Below are 15,435 nucleotides of genomic sequence, written 5' to 3'. Positions count from 1 at the left end.
CCTCCTGCAGCTCCTGCTCCGCTTCCGCCAGATCGAACGGCAGTTTGCCCATCTCGATAAAGGTGGCGAAGGCGCAGGCGCACAGCGCCAGAATCAGTGGAATGCTGTGCGCCGCCGGCCAGTGGTAAAGGGTATCGGTGATGGTGCTGATATGGGTCGAGCCGGCGACCTGCGCCGCCACCCACAGGCCCAGCAGCAGGATCGGCTCCACCAGCACGCCGAGCATCGCTTCGCGACTGCTGCCCAGCGCGGTAAACGGGCTGCCGGTGTCCAGACCGGAAATAGCAAAGAAGAAACGGGCGATGGCGAACAGGTAGATCAGGGTGATGAGATCCCCGAGCACCGGCAGCGGAGAGTCCACCGTCACCACCGGCAGCGCGGTGGCGATGGTCAGCATCACGCCGACCATGACGTACGGCGTCAGGCGGAACACCCAGCCAGAGGCGTCAGGACCCACGCTCTGACGGCCCAGCAGTTTCAGGATATCGCGATACTCCTGCAGTACCCCCGGTCCGCGGCGGTTATGCAGCCGCGCGCGGGCGACGCGAACGATCCCGGACAACAGCGGCGCGACGGCAAACAGCACCAGCGCCTGTAGCAATGCAATTAACAGACTCATTCTCAGGCTCCTCGCGAAATGACAATCACCACCAGCACCGCCAGCTCAACCAGCGCGATCCCGCGCAGCAGCGCCGGCGCCGAGGCCGATTGCCAGCCCGGCACCAGACGCACCGGGTTTAGCCAGTGGCGCAGCTTCAGCAGCGGCGCAAAGGCTTCTTTCACCGGCATGGCAAAGCCGTGGGCCGTCACCACCATCGACTGCTCGTGGTCGTAACCGCAGACCCACGCCGCGCCGCGCGAGCGCGCCGCCAGGCGATCGCCTTTAAAGAAGATCATCAGCAGGAACGGCAGCAGCGGGCAGGCGATAAGCAGCAGCGCGATCATCGGCTGCGATACCACGCTCGATACCTGAGCCTGCACCGGGAAGGCGCCGCTCACCAGCGGCAGCAGCCACGGCGCGGCGATGCCGCCAACGAGGCAGAAGACCGCCGCCAGTATTACGCTCAGGGTCATCAGCCAGGGGGCGCAGGTGGCGTTTTCCGCCTCTTTCGTCCGCGGCGCGCCGAGGAAGGTCACGCCATAGACTTTCGCCATACACATCACCGCCAATGCGCCGGTGATCGCCAGGCCGACGGCCAGCAGCGGCCCCAGCAGACGGCCAATAAACAGGTCGCCGGTGCTCATTTTGAAGAAGGACTGGTAGATAACCCACTCGCCGGCGAAGCCGTTCAGCGGCGGCAGGGCCGCCATTGCCATCAGTCCTACCAGCATGGCGAGGGAGATCAGCGGCATTTTTTTACCGATGCCGCCCAGCTTCTCGATATCGCGATGGCCGGTACGGAACCACACCGCCCCGGCGCCGAGGAACAGCGTGGTTTTGAACAGGCTGTGGTTAATCAGGTGATACATACCGCCGATAAAACCCAGCACCATCAGCGTGCTGTTGCGGGTTGCCACGCCGGTAACAAAGGCGCCCAGCCCCAGCAGGATGATGCCGATGTTCTCGAGGGTGTGATAGGCCAGCAGACGCTGAATGTTATGCTCCATCAGGGCATACAGCCCGCCGATAAAGGCGGTGATCATCCCCAGCGCCAGCAGCATGACGCCCCACCACAGCGGCGGCACGCCGCCGGCCAGCGAGACGGTCAGCATGCCGTAGAGACCGACCTTCATCACCACGGTGGAAAACAGCGCGGCGGCCGGCGCGCTGGCCCCGGCGTGAGCCTGCGGCGCCCAGCCGTGCAGCGGGATCGCCCCGGCCAGCAGGGCGAAACCCACCAGCCCCGGTAGCCACAGCAGCGGGTTCTGCATCATATCCACCGCCTGGAGGTTGATCTGCGCCAGCTCGAGAGTGCCGTAGGTCGACCATACCAGCCAGCAGGTCCAGGCCATCAGCAACGTGCCGAGACGCCCCAGGGCAAACCACAGCTTACCGGAAGCGGCGCAGCCGGTGAGAAACGCCGCGCAGAGCGCCATGATCTCCGCCATCACCACCAGCGAACCGATATTGGTCACCACCACCGCGCAGGTGGCGGCGGCCAGCAGCAGGTTGACCAGCAGGCCGTTGGCCTTCACCTGCGGATGGCGATGCCAGCTAATATTGAACAGCGACACCGGCAGCGCCGACAGGCCGATGGCCAGCAGCCACAGCGCGTTGACACCGCCCACCCGCATCGTCAGATGCAGAAACTGCAGCATGCCGCCGTGGATCCGTTCCGGCATCAAGAGCGCTGCGCCGCCGGCAACCACCAGCATGGCGCTGGCCACCGCGCCGCCGATCCCGGCAATAGCGCCGCTGAGCGGTTTACGCATGGCAAACACAAAGGCCAGCACGGCGCTGGCGGCGTACCACATCACCGCCTGATTGACTAATCCCATTACACTCATTCCCTCTCCCCCTGTTGCGCCTGGAACAGCGACAAGTCGCCAAGGTCGGTATTAAAGGTCAGCTGGCGTTTACGCTTGCTGGCCTGGGCGATATCCCGGCTATCCACCAGCATCAGCGCGTTGGTCGGGCAGGTCCGCACGCAGGCCGGGCCCTGGTCATCGAAGTGGCAGAGGTCGCATTTCACAGCAATGGCGCGCACGCCGGGCACCCAGTCGAGCAGCGAGCTGACGCGGGCCGGCGCCGGCGGCGCGGGGGGGGCCAGCCGGGTATTGGCATTCGCCGGGATATCCAGCGGGCGGCTGCCGGAAAATTCGATGGCGCCAAACGGGCAGGCAATGCCGCACAGTTTGCAGCTTACGCACAGGCTCTCGTTGAGCTGGACGGCGCCATCGACGCGCTGGATGGCGTTAACCGGACAGACAGCGGCGCAGGGGGCATCTTCGCAGTGGTGGCACATCTGCGGTGCCGATTCTTTTTCATTACGCATCACCTGCAGCCGCGGCATAGCCTGCAGGCCGTGCTGGCGATGCGTCTCAGAGCAGGCGGCTTCGCAGGTGCGGCAGCCGATACAGACAGTGGAGTCAGCAATTACAAAACGGTTCACCGGGTCATCCTCGGGTGAAAGTCACTTTTGACGAAATCAGGTTGCGCAGGTGTCATTTTCGACACGTGTCGACACCTCGCGATCAGTGGGTCAGGGCCAGATGGCTTAAATCCACCGGTTGGTCTTGCTCCATGGCGTCATACAGACGGTCATAGACGGTGGCGATAATCGCCAGATAGTGCTCCAGCACCTGGTCGCGGGAGCGGTTGCTGATCCGCCCGTCCACCGTGCCATCTGCCGCCAGCGAGGCCTGAGCAATCAGGTACTTATCACCGCCGCCTTTGTTTTCGACGTAGTATTCGATGGTGTGGCTGTTAAAGCCTTCCGCCAGCGCGACAAACACCTGAAAATGGCCGAACAGCACGAAGCACAGCTCTTTATCCGGCGCGCAGCTCATCGCGTGATGCAGGCGGGCCTTCGACAAGGTGATCCCCTGAACCAGCGAGTTACAGTAGATGTGCCACTGCTCCTGCTGCTGCCGGTGACGGTCGGCGATGTAATCCGCCTTTTCACTTATTTCCCAAATAGTCATATCGGTTTCTCCGTTGCATGAGATGCACCCTCTAAGCATTTTTCATGCCAGGTTTTATTTAATTGATTTAACTATGTTTTTGTATTCATCCCTGCCGACGTGACATGTCGATGACAGCCCCGGGGCGTCGACATCGACATCGACGGCCACGACGATTTCATTCTGGCATCGTTATTGCATACAAGGCGCATTGCGATACGGAGGCGACTATGCACGAAATCACCCTCAGCCAGCGGGCGCTGGAAATTATTGAACAACAGGCGCAGCAGGCCGGCGCGCGACGGGTGACCGGCGTGTGGCTCAAGGTCGGCGCATTTTCCTGCGTGGAAGCCAGCGCCCTGACCTTCTGCTTTGAGCTGGTCTGCCGGGGCACGCTGGCGGAGGGGTGCGAACTGCATATCGCCGAACAACAGGCTGAATGCTGGTGCGAACGCTGCCAGCAGTACGTCCATCTTGTCTCGCAGCACGTCCGCCGCTGCCCGCTCTGCAATAACGACCAGCTACAGATCGTGGCGGATGACGGCTTACAGATTAAGCGTTTAGAACTGGAGTAAACTATGTGTACAACATGCGGCTGTGGCGAAGGCAACCTCTATATTGAAGGAGACGAACGAAATCCGCATTCCGCGTTCCGCAGCGCCCCCTTCGCGCCCGCCCCACGCCAGACGATGACCATCACCGGTGTCAAAACCGATCACTTCGCCCCCACCCGCACGCCAGAGGGCGACCTGCATTACGGCCATGGAGAGGCTGGGACTCACGCCCCGGGGCAGAGCCAGCGGCGGATGCTGGAAGTGGAGATCGACGTGCTGGATAAAAACAACCGTCTGGCGGCGCGCAACCGCGCACGCTTTGCGGCGAAACAGCAGCTGGTGCTGAATCTGGTTTCCAGCCCCGGCTCCGGTAAAACCACCCTGCTGACCGAAACCCTCACCCGGCTGAAAGGACGCGCCGACTGCGCGGTGATTGAAGGCGATCAGCAAACGGTCAATGACGCCGCCCGCATTCGCGCCACCGGCACCCCGGCGATTCAGGTCAATACCGGGAAAGGCTGCCATCTCGATGCCCAGATGATCGCCGACGCCGCCCCGCGCCTGCCGCTGGCTGACCACGGCATTCTGTTTATCGAAAACGTCGGCAACCTGGTCTGCCCGGCCAGCTTTGATCTCGGCGAACGCCATAAGGTGGCGGTGCTGTCGGTCACCGAAGGCGAAGACAAACCGCTGAAATATCCACATATGTTTGCCGCCGCCAGCCTGATGCTGCTCAACAAAGTCGACCTGCTGCCGTATCTCAATTTCGACGTTGAGAAGTGCCTGGCCTGCGCCCGTGAGGTCAATCCGCAAATTGAGATTATTCTCCTCTCGGCCACCAGCGGCGAAGGCATGGAGCAGTGGCTCACCTGGCTGGAGACGCAGCGATGTGCATAGGCATTCCGGGACAAATTTGCGCCATCGACGGCGTGCTGGCGAAGGTGGAAGTCTGTGGCATTCAGCGCGACGTCGACCTGACGCTGGTGGGCGCCGTTGACGAGCAGGGTCAGACGCGTCTCGGCCAGTGGGTGCTGGTGCACGTTGGGTTCGCCATGAGCGTGATCAATGAAGCCGAAGCGCGCGACACTCTCGAGGCGCTGCAAAATATGTTCGATGTGGAGCCGGACGTCGGCGCGCTGCTGTATGGCGAGGAGCGATAATGCGTTACGTTGACGAATACCGCGCCCCCGAACAGGTGATGCAGCTGGTGGCGCATCTTCAGCAGCGTGCGCGTCTGCTGCCGCACACCGCCGCGCGACCGCTACGCATCATGGAGGTCTGCGGCGGCCATACTCATGCCATTTTTAAATTCGGGCTCGACCAGCTGTTGCCGGAGAATATCGAATTTATTCATGGGCCAGGCTGCCCGGTGTGCGTCCTGCCGATGGGGCGCATCGATGCCTGCATTGAGATTGCCAGCCGTCCGGGGGTCATCTTCTGCACCTTCGGCGACGCCATGCGCGTGCCAGGTAAAAACGGCTCGCTGCTGCAGGCGAAATCCCGCGGCGCCGATGTCCGCATCGTTTACTCGCCGATGGACGCCCTGCGGCTGGCGCAGCAAAACCCGCAGCGTGAGGTGGTCTTTTTCGGCCTCGGTTTCGAAACCACCATGCCCGCCACCGCCCTCACCCTGCGTCAGGCGCGGGAGCGCAACGTCGATAACTTCTACTTTTTTTGCCAGCACATCACCCTGCTGCCGACCCTGCGCAGCCTGCTGGATCAGCCGGACAACAGTATCGACGCCTTTCTCGCCCCGGGCCACGTCAGTATGGTGATCGGCACCGAAGCCTACGGCTTTATCGCCAGCGACTATCATCGTCCTTTAGTGGTCGCTGGTTTCGAACCGCTTGATCTACTGCAAGGCGCGGTGATGCTGGTTGAGCAGACAATAGCGCAGCGCAGCGATGTGGAAAATCAGTACCGTCGCGTGGTGCCGGATGCCGGCAACCCGCTGGCGCAAGCGGCGATGGCCGACGTCTTTCGCCTGGATGGCGACAGCGAATGGCGCGGCCTGGGGGTCATTAGCGACTCCGGCGTGCAGCTTACGCCAGCCTATCAGCGCTTCGATGCCGAGGCGCATTTCCGCCCGGCGCCGCAGCGCGTGTGCGACGACCCGCGGGCCCGCTGCGGCGAGGTGCTGACCGGCCGCTGTAAACCGCACCAGTGCCCGCTCTTCGCCCGCACCTGCAATCCGCAAAGCGCCTTTGGCGCGCTGATGGTCTCCTCAGAAGGGGCCTGCGCCGCCTGGTATCAATATCGCAGTCAGGAAAATGAAGCATGAAAAGCGTCCAGTTAGCCCACGGTAGCGGCGGTCAGGCAATGCAGCAGCTGATCGGCGACCTGTTTATGCAGGCCTTCGCCAACCCCTGGCTGGCGGAGCAGGAGGATCAGGCGCGCCTCGATCTGGCGGCGCTCGCCGCCCAGGGGGACCGCCTCGCCTTCTCCACCGACAGCTACGTGATTGACCCGCTGTTCTTTCCCGGCGGCAATATCGGCAAGCTGGCCGTCTGCGGTACCGCCAACGATGTGGCGGTCAGCGGCGCCATCCCCCGCTATCTTTCCTGCGGCTTTATTCTCGAAGAGGGGCTGGAGATGGCCACCCTGGAAGCGGTGGTCGCCAGCATGGCCGACACCGCCCGGGCGGCAGGGATCGCCATCGTCACCGGCGACACTAAAGTGGTGCCGCGCGGCGCGGCGGATAAGCTGTTTATTAACACCGCCGGCATCGGCGCCATCCCGGCGGACGTTCGCTGGGGGACGCAGCAGATTAGCGCCGGTGATGTGCTGCTGGTCAGCGGCACGCTGGGGGATCATGGCGCCACCATCCTTAACCTGCGCGAGCAGATGGGGCTGGACGGCGCGCTGTCCAGCGATTGCGCGGTGCTGACGCCGCTTATCCAGACCCTGCGGCCACTGAGTGGAGTGAAAGCTCTGCGCGACGCCACCCGCGGCGGGGTCAATGCCGTCGCCCATGAGTTCGCCGCCGCCAGCGGCTGCGGCATCGAACTGCAGGAGGCAACGCTGCCGGTCAACGATACGGTGCGCGGCGTCTGCGAACTGCTTGGGCTGGACGCCCTGAACTTCGCCAATGAAGGCAAACTGGTGCTCGCCGTCGCCCGCGAGGCCGCGGAAAACGTGCTAGCGCATTTGCGGTCTCACCCACTGGGACGCGATGCGGCGATAATCGGCGAAGTGGTCGACCGCCCGGGCGTGCGTTCCGTTGGGCTGTACGGCGTGAAGCGTACGCTCGATCTTCCCCACGCCGAGCCGCTGCCGAGAATTTGTTAACGACGGCGTCGGGTCCCGGATAGCGGCTGGCGCCTTATCCGGGCTACAAAACTGCGCGCACGTAGCCCGGCTAAGCGCAGCGCGAGCCGGGGTTAAAGCGGCAATAACCGCTTTATTAACATACTATTATTTGTACCATCATTTTCTTATGCGCCACGTTGTCGGCGCGTTTTGGACGTAAGCAATGTCGTATACACCGATGAGCGATCTCGGCCAGCAAGGGCTGTTCGATATCACCCGGCTTTTATTACAGCAGCCCGATCTGGCCGCGCTGAGCGAAACTCTCACCCGCCTGGTGCAACAGTCAGCGCTCGCCGACGAGGCGGCCATCATCCTGTGGAACGCGGGTAACCACCGCGCGGCCAGGTACGCCTGCGATGAAGCCGGTCACCCGGTGAGCTACGAGGACGAAACCGTGCTCGCCCACGGTCCGGTGCGCCGCTTACTCTCCCGGCCGGATGCCCTGCATTGCGACCACGAGACCTTTGCCGACACCTGGCCGCAGCTTATCCGCAGCGGGCTCTATCGCCCGTTCGGGTACTACTCGCTGCTGCCGCTGGCGGCTGATGGGCGGATCTTCGGCGGCTGTGAATTTCTGCGCCGTGACAACCGGCCGTGGAGCGAGAAAGAGTTCCAGCGGCTGCATACCTTCACGCAGATCGTCGCCGTCGTCACCGAGCAAATTCAGAACCGGGTCAGCAATAACGTCGATTACGATCTGCTGTGCCACGAGCGCGACAACTTTCGCATCCTGGTGGCGATCACCAACGCGGTGCTCTCACGCCTGGATATCGACGAGCTGGTCAGCGAGGTGGCGAAAGAGATCCATCGCTACTTCCGGATCGACGCCATCAGCGTGGTGCTGCGCAGCGACCGCAAAGGGAAGCTCAACATCTATTCCACGCATTATCTTGACGCCAGCCATCCCGTCCACGACCAGAGCGAGGTGGATGAAGCTGGTACCCTCACCGAGCGCGTGTTCAAAAGCAAAGAGATGCTGCTGCTCAACCTGCACGAGCATGACACCCTCGCGCCGTATGAGAAAATGCTCTTCGAGATGTGGGGCAATAAGATCCAGACCCTGTGCCTGCTGCCGCTGATGTCCGGCAATACCCTGCTCGGGGTGCTGAAGCTGGCGCAGTGCGACGAACAGGTCTTCACCACCACCAATCTCAAGCTGCTGCGGCAGATCGCCGAGCGGGTATCGATCGCTATCGATAACGCCCTCGCCTACCGCGAAATTCAGCGCCTGAAAGAGCGGCTGGTGGATGAGAACCTCGCCCTCACCGAGCAGCTCAATAATGTCGAGAGCGAATTCGGCGAGATCATCGGCCGCAGCGAGGCGATGAACAATGTGCTCAAACAGGTCGAGATGGTGGCGCACAGCGACAGCACCGTGCTGATCCTCGGCGAAACCGGCACCGGTAAAGAGCTTATCGCCCGCGCCATCCACAACCTCAGCGGGCGTAACGGTCGACGGATGGTGAAGATGAACTGCGCCGCGATGCCCGCCGGGCTGCTGGAGAGCGATCTGTTCGGCCACGAACGCGGCGCGTTCACTGGGGCCAGCGCCCAGCGTATCGGCCGCTTCGAGCTGGCGGACAAAAGCTCCCTGTTCCTTGATGAAGTGGGCGATATGCCGCTGGAGTTGCAACCTAAACTGCTGCGCGTCCTCCAGGAGCAGGAGTTCGAACGTCTGGGGAGCAACAAGCTGATCCAGACCGACGTCCGGCTGATCGCCGCCACCAACCGCGATCTCAAGCAGATGGTTATCGACAGGGAATTCCGCAGCGATCTCTACTATCGGCTCAACGTGTTCCCCATCCACCTGCCGCCGCTGCGCGAACGTCCCGACGATATTCCGCTGCTGGTGAAGGCCTTTACCTTTAAAATCGCCCGCCGCATGGGGCGCAACATCGACAGCATTCCGGCGGAAACCCTGCGCACCCTGACGCGGATGGAGTGGCCGGGCAACGTACGCGAGCTGGAAAACGTTATCGAACGGGCGGTGTTACTCACCCGCGGCAACGTACTGCAGCTCTCCCTGCCGGAGCGGGAGATCGTGGAAGTTCCTCGAACGCCGGCGGTCCTGCCTGAGGAAGGTGAGGATGAATATCAGCTGATCGTCCGGGTGCTGAAGGAGAGCAACGGCGTGGTGGCCGGGCCGAAAGGCGCCGCCCAGCGGCTGGGGCTCAAGCGCACCACGCTCCTGTCGCGCATGAAGCGGCTGGGTATTAATAAAGACGAACTGGTGTAACCTCGTGCGCTCCCCCTTTCCGCGCCGGTGAGAGGGAGCGCTGGCGCAGCGCGCTATTTATCGCTGGTAAAACCGTTGCTGGTCGCCAGTTCGGCAAACCACAGCGCATTGCGTTTTATCTGTCGCTCGCCGGTCTCCAGATCCAGTCGCCAGAAGCCGTAGCGTCGTTTGAAGGCATTGATCCACGACCAGTTGTCGATAAACGTCCACTGGTGTACGCCAAAGCAGTTCGCGCCGTCGGCAATGGCGCGGTGCAGCTGCACCAGATGCTCCTCCATCAGCTCGATGCGGAAAGTATCGTCTATCACCCCGTCCGCCCCGGGCTCTCCCTCTGATTGTCGATCCATCGCGATGCCGATTTCCGCGAGATACCACTTAATATTGCCGTAGTTATCGCGAATATTGGCGGCAATGTCATAGATCGCCTGCGGCAGGATCTCGTTGTTATCACGATAGGGATTAAAGCGGCCCTGCGGGTTCACCGCGTTTTCGAAATAGTATTCCGGGGTGAAATAATCGAGATCATATTCGCCCTCACGCGCTTTTACCCGCCGCGGCACGTAATAGTTCACCCCAAGAAAATCGATTTCCGCGCTGAGGATCAACGCCACGTCGTCTTTGCTGGTCGTCGGCAGGCAGTCGTGGGCGGCGAGGATCTCGCACAGCGCTTTGGGGAATTCATGTTTTACCAGCGGGTCAAGGAAGCTGCGGTTAAAAAACAGGTCGGCATACCCGGCGGCTTTTTTATCCGCGTCGCTGTCAGTGAGGGTATAGCTCGGGGTCAGGTTGAGCACCACGCCGATCTCGCCCGCCAGCGCCAGTTCACGATAAGCCGTTACCGCTTTGGCGTGCGCCAGCATAATGTTAAACGCCACCTGCGCCGCCAGCCGGCCATCTTTCTTACACGGATAGTGGAAGTCGTACAGGTAGCCTCCCTCAACCGGCACAATCGGCTCGTTGAAGGTTATCCAGTATTTAACCTTATGGCCAAACAGGCTAAAGGCGGTGCGGGCAAAGCGGGCAAACAGCTCGGCCACGTGCGCCGATTCAAAGCCGCCGTACTGTTTCTGCAGCGCTTCCGGCATATCAAAGTGGTAGAGATTGATCATCGGCTCAATGCCGTTGGCGATCATCTCATCGAGATAGGCGTGATAAAAACGCACCGCGTCCGGGTCCGGCGCACCGGTTTCCAAATCAGCGATCAGTCGTGACCACTGTATCGAGGTGCGAAACGAGTTGAAGCCGGTCTGTTTCATTAGCGCCACGTCCTGCGGATACTGATGATAAGTATCACATACGGTTTGCGGCCCTACCTGCTGATAAAATCGCTCCGGTTGTTCGGCAAACCAGCTATCCCAGATGGAACGATGGCGCTTATTGGTGACCCCTTCCGTTTGCGGGCCGGACGCCGCCGCCCCCCACAGAAACCCTTGCGGAAACTGATATTGCTGCATAACCTCTCCTTCGAAAAAAGGCTGCGCCCGTCTGGCGCAGCCTGAACGTACTACTCTGCGACCACTTCGATCGATTTAATGAACATATAGCCCCAGTCGCCGGCGAAGCGGCCGAAGTCAATCTGATTAGTCCCCGCGTTAAGCGTCACCGGTATCCGCAACTGCTGGCCCTGCTCATCCGTCTGCGGGAAGGCCACGGCCTGCGGAGCGCCCCCGTTGACGACAAATGAGTTCTGCTTACCGCCCCATTTGCCGTTGAAGGTTACATTGAGCAGGAACTGACCGCTCCACGGCGCCTGCACCTGCCAGCTGATCTTATCCCCCTCGTTGGCAAATGGGCCGAGGAAGCCGTCCTCGCCAACTGTCAGCGCGTCTTTATCACTCTTCATCACCGTCAGCCGACCCTCAGCCACGCCATAAACTTCGCCGTAATAACGACAAAAATCTGCTGGCGCTTTCCCCGTCGCTTCGCCCACCGTCACGGTCACGGTTTTGCTGCTTTTCAGCAGCCCATCGTCCGCCGTGAACGTCAGCGCATAGGTACCTGGCGTCGTAAACCAGGCCCGGGTTTGAGCCCGATCGGCATGGCAGAAATGCACCTGGCCATCGCCGGCGTGCTGCCAGCCCACCTTAACCTCTCGCGACGGCAGGCCATCGTCCTGCCAGCTGGCTGTAAGCTCGACGCCCTGGTCCTGCGTGGTGGTTAGGGCCGGTTCCAGCGTGACAACCGGCGGCTGATTCTCCTCGCTATGCTGCACGCTAATCACATTGGAAGGGGCCGAACGACCGCTCTCGTTTTTCGCCGTCACCCGGTAGTAATACGTATGCCCGAGCTGAAGCTGATGATAATCGTCGCGGAACAGAACCATGGTTTCCGGATTCCATTCGTTAACGCCATCGGAGATATCCCGGCCCACCACCGTCCACGGCCCGGTCGGCGAGGCGGCGCGTTCGACATCGTAGCTGCGTCCCACCGCGGCTCCCATCCAGTTGATCGCGAAGGGCGAGGTGGTCTCGCGCAGCAAAGGCGCGTCCGGCTTAGGCAGCGGCGCCATCGTCTGCTGCCCGGCCATCTGCGCCGCGGCCCTGCGCACCAGATCGACCACCGCCTGCTCCTGGTTCGCTTCGCCTTCTTTGGCAAACCCCGGCAGGTGGTAACTGTAGTGCCCGGTCGACTCCTTATGCCAGTAGAAGCCGCCGTCGTGACGATGGCCGCGGAAGCCCCAGATAAGCCCGCCGGCGGCTTGCGCCCCGTTGACGTCGCTGTGAACGATCGACTGCATAATGGCGTTCAGTTGATCCGCCGGCAGCAGGCCAAACTCGCCGACGAGATAGACTTTTTGCCCGCCGACGGCGCGCAGATCCTGCGTCACCTGCTCGGGATGGTTATTATCGGCATTGGTGTAATAGTGATTGCTGACGATATCCACATTGGGGTCGGTCAGCGCAAAGGAATTGATTTTCTTATAGGTACCATCTACCACCAGCTGATGAGGGGCCCATTTTTTAATCCACGCCGCGGTCTGATGCAGGAAATCGGCGTTGGTATTCTCCAGCTCGTTACCGGTTTCCCAGGCCATGATCGCCTTTTCATCATAATAGGCGCGGCCGGTGACAGTATTTGTCCGGGTGATAACCTGGCGGATCACATCCAGATAGGCTTTGAAGGTCTTGCTATCGGTCCGATAAAAGTCTTCCGCTTTTTCGTGGTAGAACGCCGCCAGCTGCTCACGCCCGCCCCACCACCACCAGTGGTCAATAAACGGCAGGATCAGTCGCAATCCCTGTTTATCCGCTTCGGCAATCATGTTGTCATACACCCGCATGGCTTTCTCATTCAGCCGCGGCATGCCGTCCGCCGTTTCCGGCGCCAGAATATGGGTCTCGCGCCCGCAGGCTTTATCAAATTCCTGCTGCACCGACAGCACGTAGACGCGCTGGGCTTTCGCCCCGGTTTGCACCATCGCCTGGATCCAGTTTTGCTGCTCCTGCGCCGTTGGCCATTTAAAGTATTGTCCCCAGCCGCGCGGGTCTGCTCTGCAGGGGCCGCGGGCGTCGTCTTCAATGCGGTGCAGCTCCGGCGCGTGGATCCCGGCGAAACGAAACACCTTGTCGCCGTCCTTGAGGGTGGCGCCGTCGCGAGTGATAAAGTGCGTAAAGTGCGAGCGCTCGGCGGCCAGCGCCCCGCCGGCCCCCAGCGCGGACAGCAGCCCCATCAGCAGCAGGTTTTTCATCGGCTTCATCGTTGTCTCTCCTTAGAACCAGACCTCGGCCTGTACGCCGAAGTTAACGGTGTCGGTAGAGCCACTGCGGGAATACCCGCCGGCGGTGATGGTATTGGTATCCCAGTTGTAGTTGCCGTCCAGCGCATCGGAGACACCTTTATCCCACTTCGCGTAGGTGACGAAGAAGCGCAGCTGCGGGCGTGCCCAGAAACCGGAGTCAAAGGTCAGGGTTGGCGCAACGGTGACTTTGGTCAGGCCGCCTTTGCCTTTGCCGTTTACCCCTTTGTAGTTTTTGTCATCCAGGTATTCGTAGCCCAGCTCGTACTGCATGGCAAAGTTGCGGGTGATCTGATGATAAGGGCGGATACCGGCGACCCACATCGAGCGTCCCCAGCCATGGTCATCTTCCGTCCACCAGCGGTAGTTTTTATCTTTCTGCCAGAAAGCGAAGGTCGAGATCTCCAGGTCGCCCATCGAGGCCACGCTATCCAGCACCACTCGCCAGGACTGAGTGTTTTCCAGATTGGCCCAGCCCCAGCCGTTTTTACCCAGTGAGTCACCCGCCGCCAGCCCTTTCCCGTACTGCAATGCAAGGCGGGAGTAGCCTCCGGTCAGACCATAGAAACCGTCAAAGTTATAAATACCGGTCACGCCATAGCCCTTCTCGGCGGAAGTCGGGTGGTTTTCGTTACGGTTCATATGGTGGCCGATCAGCTCCAGATCGAAGCCTGTCCCCGCGATCTTTTTCAGCCACAGGTTGAGGGAATAGTCATCCGGGTAGCCCTGATCTCCCTTATCCACCGGGTAGGCTTTGGTTTCATCGGTGGGTGAAAAGGCGTACACCCCGGCGTCGAAGCGGGCGAAGCCCAGATCCATGTTGTCGAAGCCGCCGCCGGTGCCGTTGTACTGAATGTACTCCCAGTCGAACTGATGGCTGGAGGTGTTGGAGCTGCTGTAGCGCTTACCGGCCCAGAAGGTCATCTCCGGCGCAAAATCCAGATTGCTCAGCTCGGCGAACCCTTCGCGAAACTGTACGTCATGGCCATCGTCATCCTGACAGTTCCAGTCGGAGGTGCATTTCGACTGATGAGTGAGGTTGGCCTGCACTTTCGCCACCACGCCGCTGTCCGCCGTCAGCGTCACGGTGGGGATCAGTTCGATCTTGGTGTCTTCTTCGTTGCCCAGTCGCCACTTACCGTCCGGCATCAGGCCGACGGAGTCCGCGCGGTTGCCATCGGAGTTCGCCAGGATCCCGGAGCGGATATAGCCATGCAGCGCAAAATCATACTTCGGATCGGCGCAGGCCAGGCTGCTGGCCCCTGCCAGCGAGAGGAGAGCCAGAGGTATTGAATGTTTCAGCTTTATCATTATTTTTTTCCCACGTTATGTTTGTTAACACGAACCGATAACGGAGGGGAAATTTACGGATCAAAAATGGAAATGTACATCCGTTAATGGAAAGCGCTTTCCATAATTGCCTATCTGGTTCACAAAATTCGCTCCGCGACGAATATATTCGTGAGACTGATCACATAAAATAACAAGAATGCCGCCGGGAGCCGGCAGCAGAGCGGAAGGAGGAGCAGGTGAATGAGTGCCGCCGGGGGATAAGCCGCCGACGGCGAGGGGGTCAGCGTTCGGTTTCCGCGAGCTGGCGTTCGTACACTTTGAAGAAGGGGCGATAGAGCATCCAGGCGTTAAACATCGCGAACAGGCTCATGCACAAATTTTTCCAGCTACCGTTCGCCGACCATGCTGCCCCCAGCGGGGAAGGCATCGACCATGGCAGCATCGCCACCGCGCGGTCGAGGATACCCAGCTGAGTTAAATACCATGCGATACAGGCATTTATCAGCGGAACAAAGAGAAACGGCAGTAAAAAAACCGGGTTCATGATTACCGGAAAACCAAACAGTATTGGCTCGTTGATATTAAACAGCGACGGCAGCAGGCCAATTTTTGCCACGCTTTTCAGCTGCCGCGAGCGGCTGCGCATCGCCATCAGCACCAGCGGCAAAGTGGAGCCAATACCGCCGATCAGCAGGTAAAAATCCCAGAACCCCTGCAGATAAATATGCGGCAGCGTTGGCGAA

General features: G+C 60.8%; 14 protein-coding genes. 6 read left to right on the top strand and 8 right to left on the bottom strand.

What is annotated here, in order from left to right; genetic code table 11:
• The 4 genes from CW267_RS27335 to hycA form a co-directional block, all read right to left on the bottom strand.
• Positions 1 to 619: respiratory chain complex I subunit 1 family protein (locus tag CW267_RS27335; protein WP_101148681.1), on the bottom strand; the 619-nt coding region annotated here is incomplete at its 3' end.
• 2 nt (positions 620 to 621) lie between these two features.
• Entirely contained in the window at positions 622 to 2,448 is a 1,827-nt protein-coding gene (gene hycC, locus CW267_RS27330) for a formate hydrogenlyase subunit 3 (protein WP_012967357.1), read from the bottom strand.
• The gene (locus CW267_RS27325; RefSeq protein ID WP_100781389.1) at positions 2,445 to 3,053 is read right to left on the bottom strand and encodes a 4Fe-4S dicluster domain-containing protein; all 609 of its coding nucleotides are present in this window, start codon (positions 3,051 to 3,053) and stop codon (positions 2,445 to 2,447) included. Before CW267_RS27325 ends, hycC begins: the two co-directional genes overlap by 4 nt.
• A gap of 82 nt (positions 3,054 to 3,135) precedes the next feature.
• On the bottom strand, positions 3,136 to 3,585 hold the full coding sequence (gene hycA, locus CW267_RS27315; RefSeq protein WP_042946759.1) for a formate hydrogenlyase regulator HycA: 450 nt from the start codon (positions 3,583 to 3,585) through the stop codon (positions 3,136 to 3,138).
• Between the two features lie 209 nt (positions 3,586 to 3,794).
• Here hycA and hypA point away from each other — a divergent pair, with 209 nt between their 5' ends.
• The 6 genes from hypA to flhA all read left to right on the top strand — a co-directional run bounded on the left by hypA (position 3,795) and on the right by flhA (position 9,663).
• Complete coding sequence (gene hypA, locus CW267_RS27310; protein ID WP_100781390.1) at positions 3,795 to 4,139, top strand: hydrogenase maturation nickel metallochaperone HypA; 345 nt, start codon at positions 3,795 to 3,797, stop codon at positions 4,137 to 4,139.
• 3 nt (positions 4,140 to 4,142) lie between these two features.
• Positions 4,143 to 5,015 (top strand): hydrogenase nickel incorporation protein HypB, encoded by an 873-nt coding sequence (gene hypB / locus CW267_RS27305; RefSeq protein WP_012967356.1) that lies wholly within the window; start codon positions 4,143 to 4,145, stop codon positions 5,013 to 5,015.
• A complete protein-coding gene (locus CW267_RS27300) occupies positions 5,006 to 5,278 on the top strand; it encodes a HypC/HybG/HupF family hydrogenase formation chaperone (protein WP_022064696.1) in 273 nt (90 codons plus the stop codon). Before hypB ends, CW267_RS27300 begins: the two co-directional genes overlap by 10 nt.
• Positions 5,278 to 6,399, top strand: coding sequence for a hydrogenase formation protein HypD (gene hypD / locus CW267_RS27295; RefSeq protein WP_012967355.1), 1,122 nt, complete (start codon positions 5,278 to 5,280; stop codon positions 6,397 to 6,399). The genes CW267_RS27300 and hypD overlap by 1 nt, the downstream gene beginning before the upstream one ends.
• Positions 6,396 to 7,406: a hydrogenase expression/formation protein HypE gene (hypE, locus tag CW267_RS27290; protein WP_008806188.1), complete on the top strand. Its 1,011-nt coding sequence runs from the start codon at positions 6,396 to 6,398 to the stop codon at positions 7,404 to 7,406. The genes hypD and hypE overlap by 4 nt, the downstream gene beginning before the upstream one ends.
• Before the next feature lie 184 nt (positions 7,407 to 7,590).
• On the top strand, positions 7,591 to 9,663 hold the full coding sequence (gene flhA, locus CW267_RS27285) for a formate hydrogenlyase transcriptional activator FlhA (protein WP_008806189.1): 2,073 nt from the start codon (positions 7,591 to 7,593) through the stop codon (positions 9,661 to 9,663).
• 53 nt (positions 9,664 to 9,716) lie between these two features.
• Here flhA and CW267_RS27280 read toward each other — a convergent pair whose 3' ends face one another.
• The 4 genes from CW267_RS27280 to CW267_RS27260 form a co-directional block, all read right to left on the bottom strand.
• Complete coding sequence (locus CW267_RS27280; RefSeq protein WP_100781392.1) at positions 9,717 to 11,117, bottom strand: glycoside hydrolase family 1 protein; 1,401 nt, start codon at positions 11,115 to 11,117, stop codon at positions 9,717 to 9,719.
• A gap of 50 nt (positions 11,118 to 11,167) precedes the next feature.
• Positions 11,168 to 13,360, bottom strand: a complete 2,193-nt coding sequence (locus CW267_RS27275; protein ID WP_100781393.1) for a CBM35 domain-containing protein — start codon at positions 13,358 to 13,360, stop codon at positions 11,168 to 11,170.
• Between the two features lie 12 nt (positions 13,361 to 13,372).
• Positions 13,373 to 14,710 (bottom strand): maltoporin, encoded by a 1,338-nt coding sequence (locus CW267_RS27270; protein WP_008806192.1) that lies wholly within the window; start codon positions 14,708 to 14,710, stop codon positions 13,373 to 13,375.
• 262 nt (positions 14,711 to 14,972) lie between these two features.
• Positions 14,973 to 15,435, bottom strand: a 463-nt coding sequence (locus CW267_RS27260; RefSeq protein ID WP_133124762.1) for a PTS transporter subunit EIIC, incomplete at its 5' end; no start/stop codon positions are given.

It is taken from the genome of Klebsiella sp. X1-16S-Nf21 (assembly GCF_002837615.1).
GTDB lineage: Bacteria > Pseudomonadota > Gammaproteobacteria > Enterobacterales > Enterobacteriaceae > Klebsiella > Klebsiella variicola.
The sequence above is the reverse complement of the archived record's forward strand: the minus strand, read 5'-3'. Positions and strand labels throughout refer to the sequence as shown.

What these genes read in the sequence shown, in the direction of transcription:
- hycC (WP_012967357.1), bottom strand. Translation starts at nt 2,448, where the DNA reads ATGAGTGTAATGGGATTAGTCAATCAGGCGGTGATGTGGTACGCCGCC.
- hycA (WP_042946759.1), bottom strand. Translation starts at nt 3,585, where the DNA reads ATGACTATTTGGGAAATAAGTGAAAAGGCGGATTACATCGCCGACCGT.
- hypA (WP_100781390.1), top strand. Translation starts at nt 3,795, where the DNA reads ATGCACGAAATCACCCTCAGCCAGCGGGCGCTGGAAATTATTGAACAA.
- hypB (WP_012967356.1), top strand. Translation starts at nt 4,143, where the DNA reads ATGTGTACAACATGCGGCTGTGGCGAAGGCAACCTCTATATTGAAGGA.
- CW267_RS27300 (WP_022064696.1), top strand. Translation starts at nt 5,006, where the DNA reads ATGTGCATAGGCATTCCGGGACAAATTTGCGCCATCGACGGCGTGCTG.
- hypD (WP_012967355.1), top strand. Translation starts at nt 5,278, where the DNA reads ATGCGTTACGTTGACGAATACCGCGCCCCCGAACAGGTGATGCAGCTG.
- hypE (WP_008806188.1), top strand. Translation starts at nt 6,396, where the DNA reads ATGAAAAGCGTCCAGTTAGCCCACGGTAGCGGCGGTCAGGCAATGCAG.
- flhA (WP_008806189.1), top strand. Translation starts at nt 7,591, where the DNA reads ATGTCGTATACACCGATGAGCGATCTCGGCCAGCAAGGGCTGTTCGAT.
- CW267_RS27280 (WP_100781392.1), bottom strand. Translation starts at nt 11,117, where the DNA reads ATGCAGCAATATCAGTTTCCGCAAGGGTTTCTGTGGGGGGCGGCGGCG.
- CW267_RS27275 (WP_100781393.1), bottom strand. Translation starts at nt 13,360, where the DNA reads ATGAAGCCGATGAAAAACCTGCTGCTGATGGGGCTGCTGTCCGCGCTG.
- CW267_RS27270 (WP_008806192.1), bottom strand. Translation starts at nt 14,710, where the DNA reads ATGATAAAGCTGAAACATTCAATACCTCTGGCTCTCCTCTCGCTGGCA.